Source organism: Ruegeria sp. K11 (assembly GCF_056531905.1).
In genome coordinates, this window is the sequence record NZ_JBQFMP010000019.1 from 1 (window position 1) to 18,088 (window position 18,088).

The following is an 18,088-nucleotide window of genomic DNA, read 5'->3' on the forward strand; positions in this document are numbered from 1 at the left end:
CGCGTTAACAGAACTGCGTTCGATCTGACAGGTGGGGACGGAGTTTGCGACAGAACCTTGGGAAGTCGCAATATTATTGGAGTAAGCTTGCGTGCCGCTGTCACTGTGCCCTTAATTGCTAGACTGTGTCCTTAATTGCCTGACTGTGCCCATGATCCAAGACTGTGCATTCTGGGGATAAGTCGTGTGTTAGACAGACGTGAACAGGTTCAGCGGCCCTTTGGATCCTTCACCGAATGTATGTGAGGTCATCGGTTGGTGACCTGTGGATATCCGAGAATTGAGGGCACAAAACCTCGGCAAATGCACCAGTATGTATCTGCGTCCAGCAATTAAGGGCACAGTGACAGATGGATTAGGCCACCAATTCTACGAATTTTTGAAATCTACAGAGTCCGGGCGTGAATTGGCTTTTAAGGATCATGTGCGTGACTTCGATACGAGAAAGATTTGTAGATACAGATTCAAATGATTTGAAGCCAAGCATCGGCCGGGATCGAATTTTGATGAATCTGTGATCTTATTCCACGATGCTATTTAGGTGTTTCTGTGTCACAATCTTGATCGGACGCGTTCAACCAAAACCTTTGAGCATCTTGTTTACCCTAAGAGGAAATGTGGGGCACGCTCGAGGTATCACTCAAAGGTAGTTTGCTTTTAGCTTTGGGCTTCGACAGCACTCCAAGTTGCAATCTCATCATCCGCAATTGTCCACGAAACGCGCCAACGTTGATCAGTCTTTCGGAGAATGTACACATGCTCCCATGCGGCAACAACTGCTTCGCCCGCTCCAAGCGCACGGTATGCCATACGGGCGAGCGCAACATTTGGGAATAACTCCTCTACCGAAAGCAAAGCGCCGGTTGGATTGACGACACCCATTGTCCGATAGAAATTAAGAAGCGTTTCGCAATGCTTGTGGAATTCTTTCCTGTTCATCGAGAAGTTGCCAGTCGGAGAAGGAAACAGGCCAACATCGTCCCACATTCCAGCGATAGACGAAGCGTCTTCACGGGCGAAAGCAGCTATGTAGGCGTCAAAGAAGCCTTTGATCTCCAACATAAACGTTGTTGGTTCGTTGATCATCTTTCTACACCCTATGCAGCATCGACGTTAGTTTTCATGGTCGCCGCTTTTAGCTGCATCTTGATAATATCTACAAAAGAAAGTGTAGGATTGGCCTCAGCCAACATACCAATTTTCATCCAAAATTCTGCCTGTGCGTTAATGGATCGACACATTACCGCACTGGCGCGTCGCACGTCTTCGTGCAGCACTTCGTCAATCTTAACTAATCCCATTGTCAATTCTCCAGATGATATATGAAACATATATAATTTATATATATCGTGACTTGCGACGTCTAGAAAAACTACACTCGTAAAGTAGCCATTGATCCTTTCCCTGTGAAAGGGTCCACCGCTATGTTTAGGAGAGCCGCGGATCAAAATGAGAGCATAACCACGCAAGCCCAAAGAAGCTTTCGCGACGTTGTGGTGGGTTGAGGCGCTTTCTGGTCCGGGAGTGCAGTGCGGTGATGAGCTATTCATACACGTCGAATGAGGGGGAGCGAACCGGATTGGACCAAGTAGTTGACGAACAATTGGAAGCCCTTCTTCAAGAAATGATCTCAGTCGAGCATTTTTCCGGAGTTGCGTTCATAAAGATTGCGAACAGAGTCACCCACAACTGCGCCTACGGACTTTCCCTCGAAGGCTCACGGAACCAGCTTAGCCACCGTCTGCATGTCGGCTCCCTAACCAAACAGTTCACTGCCGCAGCGATACTGCAACTTGTCGAAAAAGAGCGGATGACGCTCGACGATCCGATCAACAGTCTGCTGCCGCAGAAGTACAGATCGCCGATGTGGTCCCAAATCTGTGTCCGGCATCTGTTGAGCCACACAAGCGGCATACCAGACTACGCAATCGAGCGCGACTACTATGACGTGACTGATGGCTGGGCATTCGACAAGACGATTGATGGAATGATCCGCGAGGCGATGCATAGCAAACTAAATTTTACACCAGGTGACCGATTTCGATACTCGAACATTGGCTACACTCTGCTCGGCAAAATAATCGAATCCAGGACAGAAACCCTTTTTGGTGACTATCTAAGAAACGAGCTTCTTGCTCCGCTGGGAATGACCGAATCTGAGATTCACGACGAGCGGTTTCAGCTCCAACAAAACGACGCCCAAGGTCTTCGATGGGACCACAAGAAAGGCGATTATGCCAAAGATGACATCATATCGCTTCCGGTCACTCCTGCCGACGGAGGCCTGGTGACCACCGCAGGCGATTTCTCCCAATGGGTGGATGTGTACAGGCGTATGAAACACCCACGACTCTCGAAGCAATCAATTGAATACATACTTCGACCGGTCGTTTCCATCGACGCGAACCGATGGCCCGGGCGAGATTTGCGCGGTGAGGCTCATTACGGTCTCGGTGTGATGAGAAGCGGGGATCTGGTTATGCACGAAGGCAGCATAGTGGGGTTCCGGAGCTTCTTCATATATAGCTTTGAAGACGACGTATTGGTTGCAGTTTTTTCCAACAACACAACAAACGATGTAAACAGAATTGCTTCTCGGCTTTTTGAAAAAGTTACGTCCAATTGAATTCCCGTGAAAGCACACCGTCTCAACGCGAACCGAGCTGCATGTTCTATTAAATGCGCAGGAGCTAATACCTGCATCGAGTAAAAATATTGATCCTTCTGGCAAAGTAAGCTCTGGCAGTGACAAACCAGTGGCTAGGAAGTAGCGAAGCCCTTTCGAAGAGTAACAATAAGCTCTCCGCCCAACCAAAGGCTGGGCAGATACGCAAAAATCTCATCAAGCTATCCATCGCGCATATTCTCCAATGAGGCCATGAATGCATCTACCAACCTGGATTCTGCAATCGAAGGCAGATGATCAGGTTTTCGCACCAGTGAGACTGCAAGGCTAAGCGGCGGGTCAAACGGTACCGCTCTGGAATTGGCAAGCGCGGCCCCGGCAAGCGTAATGTCGTCGGCCACCCCTACAGCGACGCCGTTCTCGGCAAACGCGATTGCAGCTTTGCAATTGCGCAGTTCGATCATGGAGTTTGGATAAAGATTTTTTTCCGCGCAAGCTTCGCGCAGCAGGCGGCCGATCGGATCTGTGGGGCGCATCAAGGAAAGAGGAAGTTGGACATATTCTTCCAACTTTATGCAGTCAGCATCATTAAAATAGCCTGTCGGCAAGACACAGTGCACCCGTATGTTAGTCTCAAAGATGGTTTCTACGGGAAGATCGTGCGCTTTTCCAAATATACATGCAAAATCCAGGCGGCCGGCTTGAATAAGGTGCATCAGTTCATGCGTGTTCAGGACCTCGATAGCCACCTTCAGATCTGTGCTTCCGTGGGTTACACTGGCAATGGCCTGAGCCGCGATGTTTTCTCCAAGTGCGGGTACAACACCCACCCGAATGTTACCCGTTTTTCCTTCTGCAAGGGCCTTAGAGAGCTGTTCAAGTTGATTAATGTCCTCATGAATTGCGCGAACCTGTCGAAACAACATGTGGGCTTCGGCGGTGGGCTGCAGACGCCCTTTGACCGACCGAAACAGTTTCAGCTTCAGCTCGTCCTGCATCCGTTTCAAGGTCGTGCTGATGGCAGGCTGCGTGACTGACAGCATATCCGCTGCGGCAACCGTTGATCCCGTGATCATATAGGCGTGAAAGACTTCGATCTGTCTAAGCTGCATACACCGTCCTATTAGATGACATTATACATGGGTCAATATTCATTATTAGGTGATATGTGCAGACCTGACTAGCCTCATGGGAATATCCGGCGAAACGCACGGATGAATACCGGAGGAGACCCATGAACAAGATTTTGGCAGCTGCCGTGGCAGCAAGTTTTTCATTCGCAAATCAAGCTATGGCAGCAGATCAACTGGTGATTGGCACCGGCGGAACCGGGGGCACCTATTACCCGGTCGGGGTCGGCATCGCCAAAATCGTCTCTGACACGGTTCCCGACTTGTCAGTAGATGCGGTTTCATCGGGCGGCAGTACCGAAAATGTCCGTCTGATCGGCAAAAACGAGATCGACCTCGGTATCACAAACGGAGTTGTCGGGGCGCTCGCCACCAGTGGGACTGGAGTATTTGATGGCAAGCCTCAATCCAACCTGCGGGCTCTGTTTTCGCTCTGGGGCAATACTGAACATCAGGTGGCCCTGACAAGCGAAGTCAAAACCGGAACTGTCGCCGACCTCGCAACGCTGTCAGGCAAATACAATATCGGCGGCCGCAAAAGCGGCGCGCGCACTGCTGCTTCGCTGATGCTGGGTGCGATCGGCAATGACGTCGAAAACATGGATATGGAGTTTCTTGCGAAATACTCTGAATCCGGGCGTGCACTGCAAGATCGCCGAATTTCCGCGGCAAACCTTGGGGCCGGTATGCCCGTTGCCGCCGTGACCGAGCTTTACGCAACAGTCGGGGCGGATGGGGTTACCATCCTTTCATTCTCAGACGAGCAGCTCGACATGCTGAACGACGCCTTCCCCGGGCTGTATTACCGGAAGGAAATTCCCGCCAACACCTATCCCGGACAGACGGATGCCGTTGCCAGCGCAGAATATGCCAACCTGATGGTGGTTGATGAAGGGATATCTGATGAAGTGGTCTATCAGTTCGTGAAAGCGGTCTTTGACAATCTTGAAGACGTTCACGCAATCCATCCGTCCGCCCAAGCCATCCAGCTTGAAACCGCGCTTTCAGGTCTGAGCGCCCCGCTGCATCCCGGTGCGGTCCGCTTCTACGAGGAAAACGGTCTGACCATCCCGGATCACCTGCGCCCCTAACACTGACGGCTTGCGGGGCATTTGAGTGTTCTGCAAGGCCACGCGAAACGGCGGCGGCTCTCTCTCAATCGCCGCCGTTTTCATCAGGAGAGTCCCATGGCCGACCAGCAAACACAAACCGACTGGACAGTGCTGAATAAAGCACTGCTGATCCTCGCCACCGCGTTTGGTATCTTCCACCTTTATTTTTCTACGCTGTCCACAATCTCTGAAAGCTGGCGCAACAGCATCCATGTGGGCGGCGCGATGATGTTCCTGTTCACCTTTGCGGCGATGCGCAGTACATCCGTTCTGAACCGAAACATCCTGTTCCTCTTTGCGGCTTTGCCCGTGACCTTGCCGATCTATGTGGTGGGGATGGAGGAGGCCCTGTTCCAAAGGGGTGACGAACTGATCCCGGCAGACCTGTTCATGGCCGCGCTGGGTATGTTTCTTGTGGTCATCGCGGCGGGTGTCGGAGGTGGCTGGGTGTTGTCGGCCTTGGCAACGATCTGCGTCTTTTATGCGATATATTTTGGGGCATTGCTGCCGGGAAATCTTGGTTTCAGGGGCATCTCTTATGAGACCTTCGCCTATCGTATCTTCTGGGGCGGAGAAGGGTATTTTGGATTCCTGGCATCGATATCCGCCACCTTTGTCTACCTGTTTATCCTCTTCGGCTCGGTCTTATTGGCCGCAGGCAGCGGGGATTTCCTGATGCGCCTGGCCCTCGCGCTGGGATCTCGTATGCACGGCGGTCCGGCACAGGCCGCGGTCATTGCCAGTGCGTTGATGGGATCGGTAAGCGGAACCTCGATCGGGAATGTCATGGCCACTGGCTCTGTCACGATCCCTATGATGAAGCGGGCAGGGTATTCGCCAAAGTTTGCTGCGGGAGTTGAGGCGAGTGCGTCCAATATCGGACAGATTGCACCGCCCGTGATGGGCGCAGGGGCTTTCATCCTCTCGGCATGGACGCAAGTTGGATATGGCACGGTCGTCACCTTGTCGATCCTGCCGGCAATTTTGTACTTCTACTCAGTCTTCATCGGCGTCGCCTGTTACACCAAACGGGCCGGTTTCGAGCTTAAGATCGAGCGGACGCCTGTCGAGTGGCGTGACGGAATACCTTTCCTGACCGGCATTTCGGCATTCATCGGCGGCCTTATCCTGGGATACACCCCCATCTACTCGTGCTGCGCCGCAATTGTCGTCGTTGTTGCCGCCAGCTGGTTGACGGAACACAACAAGATTACCTTTGCGCGGATGGCGGACGTGTTTCTGGACACCGCCAAGACCGCTTCGATAACTGCTTTGATGTTGGCGGCCGCCAACGTTGTCGTTGGCATTCTGACCATGACCGGCAAGGCGATCACCTTCTCTGCAATGATCTTCGATGTTGCGCAAGGAAACGTCTATCTGATGGTGATTGCGGTCATCCTGATCTCACTAATCCTTGGCATGGGGCTGCCGATCACGGCCAGCTATGTCATTGTCGCGGCAGTCGTCGGCACCGGGTTCGAGGAGTTCGGGTTTACGATCCTGGCCATCCACCTGATGATCTACTGGTATAGTCAGGACAGCACCGTTACCCCGCCGATCGCGCTGTCCGCCTTCGCGGCTGCGGGAATAGCAGGAGCTAAGCCCTTCGCGACCAGTATCGTTTCATGGAAACTGTCAAAGGGTCTTTATGCCATTCCGCTGCTGTTTCTCTCTGGAGATATCCTGTTCCAAAATGGTGCGATGGCGGCTTTTGTAGCCTTCGGTGCCGCGTTGATAGGACTGACGGGACTTGCCTATTCGCTATCGAAACACACAGTCGCGGGTTCGATACCCAGCGTTCTGGCCATCGTGCTGTTCGTGACAGCCGTCGGTTGTTTTCTACTCGACAGAGGCACGGCAAACCTCTTTGCAGTTGGAACGCTTGTGTTGATCGTCATTGCCGAAGTCCTCTCACGTCAGCCAAAATACCAATCCCAAGAGACGTCCTCCAATGTATGACCTCACTGTCTCAAATGCGACCGTGGTGGATGGCACGGGGTCTCAGCGTTACGTGGCGACTGTCTGTGTGAAGGACGACAAGATTGTCCGGATCGAGCGTGGCGGTGGGTCATTTCCCAGTCGATCGGATGTGGACGCGCAAGGCCTGATCCTGGCACCGGGATTTATCGATGTCCACACGCATGACGACATTGCGCTGATTGCCGACCCCGACATGACCTGCAAGACAAGTCAGGGGGTTACCACAGTCATTGTGGGATTGTGTGGATACAGCCCCGCACCGTTCGTACCTCATGCCAATATCCCCGCCGAATACGATATTCTGCTGCAATCCCATTCGCAGCGGTTTGAGCGGTTCGCAGATTACCTGGAGGCGGTGAAGCAAGCGAAACCATCGGTGAACTACCTGGGCCTCGTTGGACATTCGACGCTGCGCTTATCGGTCATGGATGATGTGAACCGTCCGGCAACGGATCAAGAAATCGCAAAGATGGCCGATCTGCTGGTTGAGAGCATGGACGCAGGCGCGATCGGTCTGAGCTCTGGATTGGCCTATTCCATGGCGCAAAAATCCGACACGCGGGAACTGATTGAGCTGTGCAAGGCGATGTCAGATCGAAAAGGCTTCTACGTCACGCATATCCGTAACGAGGCGGATGGCATGATTGATGGCGTCAAGGAAGCGCTGAAAATCGGTCGGGACGCAGATGTGCCGGTCATCTTTTCCCATCACAAGTCGATGTGCGATCATAATCACGGCGCGACCAAGCAGTCTCTCAAGCTGATTGACGATTCAGCGGCCCAGCAAAGCCTTGCGCTGGACGTCTATCCCTATTGCTACTCGTCCACGTCTCTGACCCGCGAAAGGGCATTGCGCGGCGGGCATATCGTGATCGCACGCTCGGACCCAATGCCCGACATGGTCGGCAAGAGCCTCAAGGAAGTGGCGGAACTTCTGAACTGTTCCGAAGCTGACGCTGTTGATCGGCTCGCACCTGCTGGCGCGCTTTATTACCTGATGTCTGAAACCGATGTGCAGCGTGTCATGAAATATCCGATGACCATGATTGGCTCCGATGGCCTCCCCTTTGACAAAAAGCCACATCCACGCCTGTGGGGTACGTTCCCACGAGTGTTGTCGCGCTATGTGCGCGATATTCCGGTCTACACTCTGGAAGAGGCCGTTCATCGAATGACTGGACTGCCGTCCAAGGTCTTCGGTCTCAAGAATAGAGGTGTGATCACGGAAGGAACTATTGCAGATATGGTCCTGTTCTCCGAGAGTGATGTTGCAGATCAGGCGACGGCGGATCAGCCAAAGAGGAAATCCAAAGGCATCAAGGCCGTCTTTGTCGGCGGGAAAAGTAATTCCGAAAACCAGGGGAAATTGCTTACTTCGAGCTGTCTCAGGCAAAGCGCTTAGGGTTCCGTTGCAAACTTTTGACCTTTGACGCGCTCGAATGCAGACGGTGAATGGTGACAGGTGTATTCTGTCGAGAACCAGTTCATGATTTCTTTCAAAGGTGCGCAATATCCGAAGGACGTGATCCTGTTCGCCGTATTCCTCTATGCTCGATACGGCGCGTCCTATCGTGATCTGGAGGAGATCATGCGAGAGCGGGGTGTTTCGGTAGATCACAACACACTGAACCGCTGGGTGACGAGATACTCTGGTGCAATCGCTGAAGCTGCGCGTGGAGTTATCTCTATCGAGCTATCGACAAGCACGGCAAAACGTTTGATTTCATGCTTTCAAAGCGTCGAAGCGAACTCGCCGCGACCAAATTCTTCGCCCGGATGCCGGAGGTCAACGGCTTTCCGATAAAGATGGTGAGGCGGAATTACTTGAATAATATCGTCGAGCATGATCACCGATTTATCAAAGGGCGAACCCGCCCGATGCTCAGCTTCAGCGACTCAGGCAGGCATCGAAGTCGCGAACATGAACCGACATGAGATTCGCGGCATCTGCTACCTCTATTGCTAGTCTAACCGTTTGAGTGCCCAACTAATACACCTCGTCGATGTTTTGGGCGCAGACAAATATGCAAAAGATCTCAATGGACTGCCCCGGTCGTATCTCGTGGTTCGGTTCAACCGGAACAACGTGACATTGCTGCGAGATTTGGTACACAACGGCTGGTTGGCCCAATATGTGGAACTTCATGACAATTTATGCCCTTCTCATAGTCTTAACCGCCGCGTTCCTGCATGCACTGTGGAATGCGGTCGTAAAGGGGGCGCCCGACAAGGCCATTGTTCTGGGCCTCGTCTCGCTTGGGCATGCTGTTCCCGCGTTCTTTGTTTTACCTTTCACTGGATTTCCGGCTCTGGCTGCTTTTCCCTTCATCGTAGGGTCGACAATGATCCATTGGGGCTATTACTGGTTTTTGAATACTGCTTACAAACACGGTGACCTGTCGGTGGTTTACCCCATCTCGCGGGGAATGACGCCTATCCTTGTCGCATTGGGTGCCATTGTGTTTGCTCACGAATATCTTCCTGTGACGGCCTGGATTGGCATTTTCTGCATTTCGATTGGGATCGGTTGTCTTTCCATTGCCGGGCTGGGCAGGCAAACGAGCCTGATTGCGTTAGCGGCAGCTGGTGGTACCGGCGTGATGATTGCATCTTATTCGATTGTGGATGGGATCGGGATCCGGATTTCGCAAAACACGTTGGGTTATATTGCGGCACTATTTGCTGCCGAGATCTTTGTTGCGGCGTTTATTTTCACGACGCGCTGGCAGCGACTGGTCGCGTTGCCCCGACGGTTTGTCTGGGCCGGTCTGGCCGGCGGCGTCATTTCTGGGTTGGCGTATGGACTTGTGCTTTATGCAAAAACAATTGCACCCTTAGGTATGGTCTCGGCACTCAGAGAAAGCTCTGTCATCTTTGCAGCGGTTATCGGTGTGATGTGGTTCGGTGAGGGACCAAAATCCAACAGACTTCTTGCCGCAACTATTGTGGCGTTTGGGATCGTGTTTCTTGCCTTTGCGCAGTAAGGCCAAAGGGACGCCAGGTGTCTTGGGATAAAACTGGGTTTGATAGTTACGACAGAAGCTCGGAGTCCGACAGTTAGATTCAGCGTGATTTTCGCGCCTTTACTAAAATTTCGCGGCCGCGCACATATGTGAACTGCCAAAAAATCAGGCAGGTATTCGGTACTTTGGAAGCCCCGCCTATAGTGCGTCCAAAGCAGCTGTCTTGAACTTGACGCAAGCGGAGGCAACCGAATATGGCCCCTTCGGGATTCGATGCAATTCTGTGCTTCCGGGCTCTGTGCGCACAGAGGCCGCCGCATGGAAAATCCGGGTGGAAAAGGACCCCGATGTCTTCAAAAAACTGGCTAAATGGTATCTGCTGGGCCGGGTGGCAGAACCTGAAGATGTCGCAAAAGCTGTTGCTTATTCGGGCTCCGACGACGCTGACTACGTCACAGGTATCGGGCTTGCTGTGGACGGAGGGCTAACCGCCGGAATGGATCTTATGGTCAAAGAGTTTATCCTCGAAGACTAGTATTGCTCTATATGCCTGATCAATTTCGCTGGACTGACGGGCATTGCCAAATTGAATTTCGACACTCGTCGGGTTACGCCTGCCGCATGAAAATACTGATAAATTTGCCCCATCTCAAAGGCATCCGTTTTCCACGAGAGGTGATCGGGCACGCGGTTTGGGCGTATCATCGGTTTGCTTTGAGCATGTCTGGTGTAGAAGATCTTCATGCCGCATCCAGCGTAATTGTCAACCGCGCAAGCACAGAGGTTCCGATTGCTTACAATCAGATCAACACAGTCTTCCGCCCGCACCGATATCAAATGACAGCTAACCGCTACCGTCATTCAAGAGCCGATGCCTTTGACTTATGGCACGGTTGTGCCCTGGAAATTACAACGTAATCAGACTTTGATGCTCTCCTACGCGCCAGCCTAAATTACCTGGCAACGCCGGTGGGTCAATTCCAACCTAATACGCCTGGACATAACCGATTCCCCTCGGACAGGTCAGTGACAACGTACTCGTCAATGACCGCAACGAGATTTTTTTACAACGGTTTGTACGCCGTCACGTCGATCTCAATTTTTGCGTCGACCATAAGTTGAGACCGCACGGTAGAGCGTGCCGGAGCACCGTTTGGAAAGTAGCTGGCGTATACACGGTTGAACGTCCAGAAGTCACGGGGATCGTCCAGCCAGACATTGACTTTGGCCACGTCGTCAAGCGTGCAGCCGGCCTTGGCCAGAACGGCGATCACGTTTTCCATGGTTCGCTTTGTTTGGGCCTCAATGCCGCCAGGCTCGATCTCGCCATTTTCTTTCATGGCGACCTGTCCGGAAATAAACACGAAATCTCCGGCGCGGGTTGCTGGGGAAAAGGGCAGAGACTGACCGCCAGCGCCTGTGCGCTCAACGCCGATACGTTCTACTGACATGGGAAAACTCCTTACTGAGCGGGATGAGTTGTTGAATAGAAAAGTGCGCTCACCAGACCTGACCACGTGCAACGACCAGGGTTGGGCCGACGGGGTCTGTGCCACGCATCAGCACGACATGATCCAGCATGTTCGAGACCACGCAAGCATGGTTCGGCACGATCTGCAGACGTTCCCCAACCGATAGACCTATGGGCCCTTCGCTGCTAAGGCGGCCATGTTCCTCGCTGAGCTGATCTATGATCAGGTCGTCCCGGCCAAGCACGTGGCCATGCCCCTGCATCCCGACCAGATCGGATGTCAGCACTTTTGAGCCCGCGTCGATGACAGCGTGGTGTTCCGACGGGACCGAGACGACCGTAGCCAGCACGGTCAGTGCGCAATCGGACCAGCCGCAGGTTCCATTCTCAACCAGAGAGCGGTCATTGTAGATGTAGGTGCCAATCCGGTATTCCGTGGCCAAAGGCATCTCATGCGCGCGCCACATATCGGGCGAGCCACCGGACGAGATGGTTCCGACCGTCAGCCCGCTATCTTCGATCAGGGATTTGGCGCCGCGCAGCCAATCCGCCACATCGGGGGTGACGCGTTTTGGTGGATAGGTCATAAGGCCCACAAATCGCAGGCCCGGGGCCGCGTCGATTTCCTGCGCCAGGGCCAGGGCCAGTTCCGGTGTCGCGACGCCGCAGCGATCTGCGCCGGTATTGCACTCGACCAGTACGTTCAGGGGGTCTGAGGCATCTGCGAATGCCGCACTCAAACCCTGAACAACGACACTGTTATCGGCTACAACGCTCAGGTGGACCCGGCCGGCTAGCGCCCGCAGGCGGCGGGTTTTGGCCTCGCCCAGGATGTTGTAGGTAATCAGCACATCCTCGATGCCGCCAGCATTAACCATCGCCTCGGCTTCCGAGACTTTCTGGCAGGTAATCCCAATCGCCCCCTGCGCGATCTGATAACGGGCCAGATCAGGCAGTTTGTGAGTTTTTATGTGCGGGCGCAACTTCAGATCATGTTGGTCGCAATAGGCTTGAAACGCTCGAATATTGGCCTCGGCCACGTCCAGATCAACAAGGACCGAAGGGGTATCAATTGTCGGGAAAATCTGGTCTGTCATAGGGTGCTCTGCGCGGTTCGGGGGCTGGGTTGCGGATCAGCGGATTGCGTCACCTCGTGGGGGTGTTCCACGATGGGCCATAGCGGCCTTTGGAGGCTCTTGTACAGGTTCTTGCTGGGGTCGTTGGGATAGGGGCCTTCGACCGCAGCATACAGGATTTCACTGGCGACCGGAGCGAAGGCTCCGTGGAAATGATTGGTCGATTTGATCATCAGGATGCGTTTTTGGTCGATGTCGATGCCTAGATTGGTGAACACATCGGGCGAGAACGCCTGACTGCGGTTGGAATTCAGCACGATGTCCAGATCGCCGATCCGGATCGCCGCGCAGTCGCCCAGAGGCACGATTGAGGCCCCAAAACTTTGCACCGCGTTGCGCACCAGCCGCGTCACCTGAACCTCGGCGTCGATGGGCTGACCGGCATGGGCCGAGGTCTTGCCACCGAACCGAAGATCCAGCGTCGCGCCTTCACCGGCGGCGAAACACAGGCGCACGGCCATCGGGTCCCAGATTGTGCCAAGGGCGATGCCAGTCAGGTTCATATCCATTGCATGCTGCAGCAGGATCGTGGAATCCCCGGCCACGCCGCCGCCGGGGTTGTCCCAGACATCGGCAATCACAACCGGAACGCCAGTTGCCGCATCCGCGCGTTCAAGCGCGATGCGCGGGTGCAGGAATTCGGGCGTGGCGCGGCCGCGAAACCCGAAAAGCTCCATCCCCAGATCCCGTGCAAAGCGTGCGCCAAGGTCCGGGGCATTATCTGTAATGACAATGATCTTTGCACCCAGATCGGGGGAATCGCCGGCCATGAACCCGTGAATTGCCGAGATCGACAGAACCCCATCCTGTTGTTCCAGCGCCTTCATACGGTCCACGAACCCGCGCATGGGGTTCTGAGAGGTGGGCAGAATATCCATCATCCGCACGTCGAACACCTGAATATCCGGCGTGATTTCTCCGCGTGTCGCGCGCAGGGTCAGATAGACGCAGGCCTCGCCTGCTTCGACAAAATCCGTATGCGGGAATTCCTTGAACACCGTGATGATATCGGCGTTTTGGACCCGCTGGTCGCTCAGATGGCTGTGGGGGTCGAAACTGACGCCGATCTTGCAATCGGGGCCGACGATCTCGCGCGCCCGGGCCAGCAATGTGCCTTCGCAGTCGGTGCATCGATCCGCAATCATAGCGCCGTGCAAGCCGAAGATGGCCGCATCCAGCGGCAGCGCGGCCCGCAGTTGATCCAGTATTTCGTTCAGCAACCGCAGCCATGTTGCGTTGCTGACAAGGCCGCCGGGTTCGGCCCAGGTGGCGGTACCTTCGATCAGAGTGAACCCTTCTTCCCGCGCGCGGCGCCGCAAGGCAGGAAAAACGGCGCTGCAAAGGGTAGGCGTCTCGGGGTGGTCCCCGGGCGCAGCATAAAAGCTCTGCTCGAAATCCGTGAAATCCGTGCGCAGCGGCGAAAAGGTGTTTGTTTCCGTCGCGACTGACGCGCAAAAAACCCGCATGATCAATTGCTCCGAAAAAAAGGGGCGAGAGCTTCCATGCTCACTCCCGCCCAAGGAGGTTGTCGGTTAGTTCAGATACGCGTCTTCATTGGCCGCGTTGACCTGCTCTTTGAACAGGGTCAGAAGTTCGGTTGATTTCGCATCAAGGTTATCGGACACATGCGCCTCGAAGGCAGGCTGTGTTGCCGCGGCCATGGCCTGACGCTGATCGGCGTTCAGGGCGGTCACTTCGATCTTGTCCATCAGACCGGTCAGGCCACGATCTGAGGCTTCGATGATCCGCGAAATGCCCCGGCTGGCGGTCACACAGTTTTCCGCTGCCACGCGCAGGGTTGCCTGTTCACTTTCGCTGAGCCCTTCGAAGAAGGCGCGGTTCACCATAAGCGTGTAAGGCGAAAACAGGTGATTGGTCAGCGTCATGTATTTCTGAACTTCCGAGAAGTTCGAGAATGAGATGATCGGAACCGGGTTCATCTGCCCGTCGATCACACCGGTTTGCAGCCCGGAATACACCTCGCCCCAAGCCAGCGGATAGGCCTCGGCCCCCAGCGCCTGCACGATCTTCTGATGCGATGGCAAGGTCATGGTGCGGATGCGGATGCCTTCGAAATCCGACAGATCAGCGATGGGCTTTTGCGAGTTTGTGACCGCAAAGAAACCACCTGTGTCCGGGAAGCCAAGGACAACCACGTCGCCCAGCGTTTCTTCGATATCAGCGGCCAAAGCCTCACCAAACGGACCATCAAAAACTTCGTAGGTCGCTGCGTTGTTGGCAAAGGCAAAGGGCAGATTCAGAACGTCGATCCGGGGGTAATAGCTGGCTAGTGCGCCGGTTGATGACAGCGTGGCCTGAATGACGCCATCCCGGACCTGCTGAACATGCTCGGACGCGGTGCCAAGCTGGTTCGAGCCAAAAACCTCAACCGTCACGCTGCCGTTGGTGTCGGCGGTCACGATGTTTGAAAACACGGCGGTGCAAGCATGGCCGGGGTTTTCGAACGGGTCGGTTTTGTTGTCATGGCCGAACCGGATCACGCCCCCTTCGGCAAGCGCTGCAGTGGCAAGAAGGCTGGCAACAGCGCCTGCAACAAGGCTTTTGGCTAGAGTTTTCATAATCTCCTCCTGAGGTTGATTGTGATGAAACGTCATTGGGCAAATCCAAAGGCGCGGGGCAGCAACAGGGCCGCGTCCTCCCAGAATGCGAACAGGAACAGGATCGCGACTTCGGCGAACAGGAATGGCGCCAGTTTCAGCGATATCCGTTCCAACTTTTCCCCGGTGACCGAGGATAGAACGAACAGGCACGCCCCTACGGGCGGCGTCATCAGCGAGATGTTCAGCGCCAGCACAAAGATGATGCCTGCGTGAATGGGCTCCAACCCGATCTGTTCGGTCAAAGGCACGAGAACCGGGCCGAGGATGATCAGGATTGCGGTGATATCCATGACCATGCCGACAACCAGTAAAAGTGCGATGATGATGGCGATGATCGTGTAGGGATTGTCCGAGATTTGCAGAACGGCACCAGCGAGCGCTTGCGGAACACGCTCGAAACTCATCCAAAAGCCGAGAAGCCCGGCAAAGGCGATGATGACGAAAATAACCCCGGTGATCCGGGCGGTGCGCACCAGCATCCCGTAAAAGTCCCGCAATGTCAGCGACCGGTACACAAAGACGCCGATGAACAGGGCATAGGCCACGGCGATCGAGGCCGCCTCGGTTGGCGTGACGATCCCACCAAGGATACCGCCCAGAATGATGACCGGCATTAGCAGCGCAGTGAGTGAGGACAGGAAGGTTGACCAGACCTCGGCCAATGTCGCGCCGCGCATGGCTTTGGGCAGGTTCTCGCGTTTGCCGCCGATCACGATGACGCCCATGCAGACAAGGCAGATCACCAGCCCCGGCAGGATACCAGCCGCAAACAGCCCCCCGATGGACACGCCCATGAGCGAGCCGTAGACGACCATCAAACCCGAAGGCGGAATGGTCGGCCCGATGATGGACCCTGCAGCGGTGACAGCACAGGCATAGTCGCGGGCGTAGCCCTCTTTCACCATGGCGGGCACCAAGGTGCGCCCGAAGGCGGCGGCGTCCGCGGTGGCCGATCCGGTCAAGCCCGCAAAGAAGACCGAGGCCAGCATATTCGTATGCGCCAGCCCGCCGCGGAACCGCCCGACCAAAACTTGTGCCAGCTTGACCAGACGGTCGGTGATGCCGATCCCGTTCATGATCTCGCTCGCCAGAATGAAAAAGGGCATGGCTAAAAACGGAAAGATGTTCAGACCGTTGAAGATTTTGCTGGGACCGATGGCCAGAAAATTCGTGCCACCCATGCTGATGAGCCCGACAAGGCCAGCCATACCGATTGCAAAACCGATGGGCATGCCAAACAGGATCAGTCCCACGAATGCAGCAGCAACCAGCATCACGAAGCCTCGGTCGGGTCAAGCTGTGACCCGGTATCGCGCAGCAATCCCAGTATTTGCTGCACCATCGCCAACCCTGCCGAGGCGGGGATAGCCCAGTAGAAGGGCTCCAGCGTTGCGCCAAAGATCATCGCCTGCCGGGTCGCCCCGCCTTGGGCAAAGGCGATTCCGAACCAAAGGACATAGGCAAAGAGAGCAACGCTCAGGACGTCGATAATGACGAGGACGGTCCGGCGTAGGGGGGCAGGAAACGATAGCACAAAGGCGGTCAGGCCAATATGTTCACGTCTGGCGATGCCCGAGGATACTGCCAGCATGGCCGCCCAGATCATCAGGTAACGTGCAAGCGTTTCGGGCCATGGCAACTGCCAGCGAAACCAGTAGCGGTCAATGACCCCAATCCAAACGTCCATAACCAGCGCTACCATCAACAGGGCAACAATGCCTTCGACAATGGCGTTGATTGACTGGCTCAACCGGGCAGAAACCGAGCGCATCCAGATCCTCCCCTTCTGAAGCTTAGGTACAGTCTGGGCGAGAGGCTAAGGGCCTGTCAACAAAAATATGTACCTAGATTACATTCAATAAGCCAAACGGGCTTTATTTCGTGAAACTTTGTACCTAAGGTAGAAAGTCGAACTGTGACGCTGGATCTTGCATCAAGGCCCGAAGGTGGGATGGGCCGGCAGCGTGCCCCAGTGCCATCCGCTAAGGCAAAGAGGCCAAGGCAAACAAAACAAAGATGTCTATCGTATAGCTGAGGTATGTGATGAAAGTTCTTGTAACGGGTGCCACCGGGAAGGTCGGCAGTCACTTTCTTAAGGCTTTTCTGGCTGATCAGCGGTTTCTCAACGCTGAGATTGTAGCTCTGTGCAACAACAGAACGATCCCCGAAACCGACCGGGTCTCGGTAATCCGAGGTTCCATCGCTGATCCTGAAACTGTCGAGACCGCGATGAACGGCGTCACCCATGTGGTCCACATGGCAGCCGTCAAAGAATCCCCGGATCTGGCTATAGACGTATGCATCAAGGGCATGTTTCTGATGCTTGAAGCGCATCGCACTTCGCCCACGGCGCGGCAATTCATGTTGATCGGCGGTGATTGTTCAGTTGGGCATATGTTTCACAAATACCCTGGCCCCGTGACTGAGACCTCTCCGAAAATGGCTTATCCCGGCTGCTACGCGCTGACAAAGGTGCTCGAAGAGGTGATGCTGGAACAGTACCAGATTCAGTACGATCTGAATGGCTGCATATTGCGCGCGCCCTGGATCATGGAAAAGGATGACTTTCGCCATGCGATCAGTTTTGGACCCGATCAATTCGGTGGTCCGCCTTGGTCGGATGTCCTGCCTGAAGATAAGGTCGAGGCCTATGCAGCAGGGAAGTTCGCGCCGCGGTTACGTGACAGTACGGGTGCGCCGCTGCGTCGGAACTTTGTTCATGTGGATGATCTGGTTGCGGCGATTCTGGCGGCATTTGACAACCCACTGGCCCGGGGCGAACTGTTCAACATCGCCATGACCGATGCTCTGAACTATGCAGACGCGGCTGAATATCTTGCGCAAACCCGTGGTTTCCAGATCGCAGAGATCGACACGCCTTATCACAGCAACTTGCTGGACAACGCCAAGGCCCGCCAAACGCTTGGTTGGCGGCCTAAGGTCGATATGAAAACTCTGATTGATCGTGCTTTTGATTACGAACGCGCACCCGATGATCAAAGGAAGATCTGGTATCCCGGATAGCGGTTCCGGGCTGAGCTTTCGTGGC

16 protein-coding genes and 1 pseudogene are annotated in these 18,088 nt (G+C 54.7%); 8 read left to right on the forward strand and 9 right to left on the reverse strand.

Going from position 1 to position 18,088, the window contains the following annotated elements; translation table 11 throughout:
• Positions 1 to 657: 657 nt before the first annotated feature.
• Together ACR0K4_RS20760 and ACR0K4_RS20765 are read right to left on the reverse strand one after the other, a co-directional pair.
• A complete protein-coding gene (locus ACR0K4_RS20760; RefSeq protein ID WP_480855583.1) occupies positions 658 to 1,086 on the reverse strand; it encodes a DUF4440 domain-containing protein in 429 nt (142 codons plus the stop codon).
• An 11-nt stretch (positions 1,087 to 1,097) separates the two neighbouring features.
• Positions 1,098 to 1,301 carry a ParD-like family protein gene (locus tag ACR0K4_RS20765; RefSeq protein ID WP_480522090.1) on the reverse strand — a complete coding sequence of 68 codons (204 nt, stop codon included), beginning with the start codon at positions 1,299 to 1,301 and terminating at the stop codon, positions 1,098 to 1,100.
• Positions 1,302 to 1,579: 278 nt separating this feature from the next.
• Between ACR0K4_RS20765 and ACR0K4_RS20770 the strand changes: the two genes are divergently transcribed.
• Positions 1,580 to 2,626 carry a serine hydrolase domain-containing protein gene (locus ACR0K4_RS20770; protein ID WP_480522091.1) on the forward strand — a complete coding sequence of 349 codons (1,047 nt, stop codon included), beginning with the start codon at positions 1,580 to 1,582 and terminating at the stop codon, positions 2,624 to 2,626.
• A 221-nt stretch (positions 2,627 to 2,847) separates the two neighbouring features.
• Here the strand turns inward: ACR0K4_RS20770 and ACR0K4_RS20775 are convergent, their stop codons facing one another.
• Positions 2,848 to 3,738 (reverse strand): LysR family transcriptional regulator, encoded by an 891-nt coding sequence (locus tag ACR0K4_RS20775; protein ID WP_480522092.1) that lies wholly within the window; start codon positions 3,736 to 3,738, stop codon positions 2,848 to 2,850.
• A gap of 122 nt (positions 3,739 to 3,860) precedes the next feature.
• Between ACR0K4_RS20775 and ACR0K4_RS20780 the strand changes: the two genes are divergently transcribed.
• From ACR0K4_RS20780 to ACR0K4_RS20805, 6 genes and pseudogenes are all read left to right on the forward strand, one after another.
• Positions 3,861 to 4,847 (forward strand): TAXI family TRAP transporter solute-binding subunit, encoded by a 987-nt coding sequence (locus tag ACR0K4_RS20780; RefSeq protein ID WP_480855585.1) that lies wholly within the window; start codon positions 3,861 to 3,863, stop codon positions 4,845 to 4,847.
• Between the two features lie 96 nt (positions 4,848 to 4,943).
• Positions 4,944 to 6,827, forward strand: a complete 1,884-nt coding sequence (locus ACR0K4_RS20785) for a TRAP transporter permease (RefSeq protein ID WP_480855586.1) — start codon at positions 4,944 to 4,946, stop codon at positions 6,825 to 6,827.
• Entirely contained in the window at positions 6,820 to 8,250 is a 1,431-nt protein-coding gene (locus tag ACR0K4_RS20790; RefSeq protein WP_480855587.1) for an N-acyl-D-amino-acid deacylase family protein, read from the forward strand. The genes ACR0K4_RS20785 and ACR0K4_RS20790 overlap by 8 nt, the downstream gene beginning before the upstream one ends.
• 84 nt (positions 8,251 to 8,334) lie before the next feature.
• A pseudogene (locus ACR0K4_RS20795) lies at positions 8,335 to 8,738 on the forward strand (IS6 family transposase); the annotation flags it as partial.
• Positions 8,739 to 8,992: 254 nt separating this feature from the next.
• Positions 8,993 to 9,832, forward strand: a complete 840-nt coding sequence (locus ACR0K4_RS20800; protein ID WP_480855588.1) for an EamA family transporter — start codon at positions 8,993 to 8,995, stop codon at positions 9,830 to 9,832.
• A 154-nt stretch (positions 9,833 to 9,986) separates the two neighbouring features.
• A complete protein-coding gene (locus ACR0K4_RS20805) occupies positions 9,987 to 10,346 on the forward strand; it encodes an SDR family oxidoreductase (protein WP_480855632.1) in 360 nt (119 codons plus the stop codon).
• Between the two features lie 529 nt (positions 10,347 to 10,875).
• On the opposite strand, the gene ACR0K4_RS20810 is transcribed toward ACR0K4_RS20805, so the two are convergent.
• From ACR0K4_RS20810 to ACR0K4_RS20835, 6 genes are all read right to left on the reverse strand, one after another.
• The gene (locus ACR0K4_RS20810; protein ID WP_480522097.1) at positions 10,876 to 11,262 is read right to left on the reverse strand and encodes a RidA family protein; all 387 of its coding nucleotides are present in this window, start codon (positions 11,260 to 11,262) and stop codon (positions 10,876 to 10,878) included.
• Positions 11,263 to 11,311: 49 nt separating this feature from the next.
• Positions 11,312 to 12,379 (reverse strand): D-TA family PLP-dependent enzyme, encoded by a 1,068-nt coding sequence (locus ACR0K4_RS20815; RefSeq protein WP_480855590.1) that lies wholly within the window; start codon positions 12,377 to 12,379, stop codon positions 11,312 to 11,314.
• Entirely contained in the window at positions 12,376 to 13,884 is a 1,509-nt protein-coding gene (locus tag ACR0K4_RS20820; protein WP_480522099.1) for a M81 family metallopeptidase, read from the reverse strand. Before ACR0K4_RS20820 ends, ACR0K4_RS20815 begins: the two co-directional genes overlap by 4 nt.
• Before the next feature lie 66 nt (positions 13,885 to 13,950).
• The gene (locus ACR0K4_RS20825) at positions 13,951 to 14,997 is read right to left on the reverse strand and encodes a TRAP transporter substrate-binding protein (protein WP_480522100.1); all 1,047 of its coding nucleotides are present in this window, start codon (positions 14,995 to 14,997) and stop codon (positions 13,951 to 13,953) included.
• Between the two features lie 32 nt (positions 14,998 to 15,029).
• Positions 15,030 to 16,313 carry a TRAP transporter large permease gene (locus tag ACR0K4_RS20830; protein ID WP_480855591.1) on the reverse strand — a complete coding sequence of 428 codons (1,284 nt, stop codon included), beginning with the start codon at positions 16,311 to 16,313 and terminating at the stop codon, positions 15,030 to 15,032.
• A complete protein-coding gene (locus tag ACR0K4_RS20835; RefSeq protein ID WP_480855592.1) occupies positions 16,313 to 16,810 on the reverse strand; it encodes a TRAP transporter small permease in 498 nt (165 codons plus the stop codon). The genes ACR0K4_RS20830 and ACR0K4_RS20835 overlap by 1 nt, the downstream gene beginning before the upstream one ends.
• 272 nt (positions 16,811 to 17,082) lie before the next feature.
• On the opposite strand from ACR0K4_RS20835, the gene ACR0K4_RS20840 reads away from it, so the two are divergent.
• Positions 17,083 to 18,063 carry an NAD-dependent epimerase/dehydratase family protein gene (locus tag ACR0K4_RS20840; RefSeq protein WP_480855593.1) on the forward strand — a complete coding sequence of 327 codons (981 nt, stop codon included), beginning with the start codon at positions 17,083 to 17,085 and terminating at the stop codon, positions 18,061 to 18,063.
• Positions 18,064 to 18,088 lie beyond the last annotated feature (25 nt).

Bases quoted from the DNA above. Each gene is read 5' to 3' on its own strand.
- ACR0K4_RS20760 (WP_480855583.1), bottom strand. From the start codon at position 1,086: ATGATCAACGAACCAACAACGTTTATGTTGGAGATCAAAGGCTTCTTT.
- ACR0K4_RS20765 (WP_480522090.1), bottom strand. From the start codon at position 1,301: ATGGGATTAGTTAAGATTGACGAAGTGCTGCACGAAGACGTGCGACGC.
- ACR0K4_RS20775 (WP_480522092.1), bottom strand. From the start codon at position 3,738: ATGCAGCTTAGACAGATCGAAGTCTTTCACGCCTATATGATCACGGGA.
- ACR0K4_RS20780 (WP_480855585.1), top strand. From the start codon at position 3,861: ATGAACAAGATTTTGGCAGCTGCCGTGGCAGCAAGTTTTTCATTCGCA.
- ACR0K4_RS20785 (WP_480855586.1), top strand. From the start codon at position 4,944: ATGGCCGACCAGCAAACACAAACCGACTGGACAGTGCTGAATAAAGCA.
- ACR0K4_RS20790 (WP_480855587.1), top strand. From the start codon at position 6,820: ATGTATGACCTCACTGTCTCAAATGCGACCGTGGTGGATGGCACGGGG.
- ACR0K4_RS20800 (WP_480855588.1), top strand. From the start codon at position 8,993: ATGACAATTTATGCCCTTCTCATAGTCTTAACCGCCGCGTTCCTGCAT.
- ACR0K4_RS20810 (WP_480522097.1), bottom strand. From the start codon at position 11,262: ATGTCAGTAGAACGTATCGGCGTTGAGCGCACAGGCGCTGGCGGTCAG.
- ACR0K4_RS20815 (WP_480855590.1), bottom strand. From the start codon at position 12,379: ATGACAGACCAGATTTTCCCGACAATTGATACCCCTTCGGTCCTTGTT.
- ACR0K4_RS20820 (WP_480522099.1), bottom strand. From the start codon at position 13,884: ATGCGGGTTTTTTGCGCGTCAGTCGCGACGGAAACAAACACCTTTTCG.
- ACR0K4_RS20825 (WP_480522100.1), bottom strand. From the start codon at position 14,997: ATGAAAACTCTAGCCAAAAGCCTTGTTGCAGGCGCTGTTGCCAGCCTT.
- ACR0K4_RS20830 (WP_480855591.1), bottom strand. From the start codon at position 16,313: ATGCTGGTTGCTGCTGCATTCGTGGGACTGATCCTGTTTGGCATGCCC.
- ACR0K4_RS20835 (WP_480855592.1), bottom strand. From the start codon at position 16,810: ATGCGCTCGGTTTCTGCCCGGTTGAGCCAGTCAATCAACGCCATTGTC.
- ACR0K4_RS20840 (WP_480855593.1), top strand. From the start codon at position 17,083: ATGAAAGTTCTTGTAACGGGTGCCACCGGGAAGGTCGGCAGTCACTTT.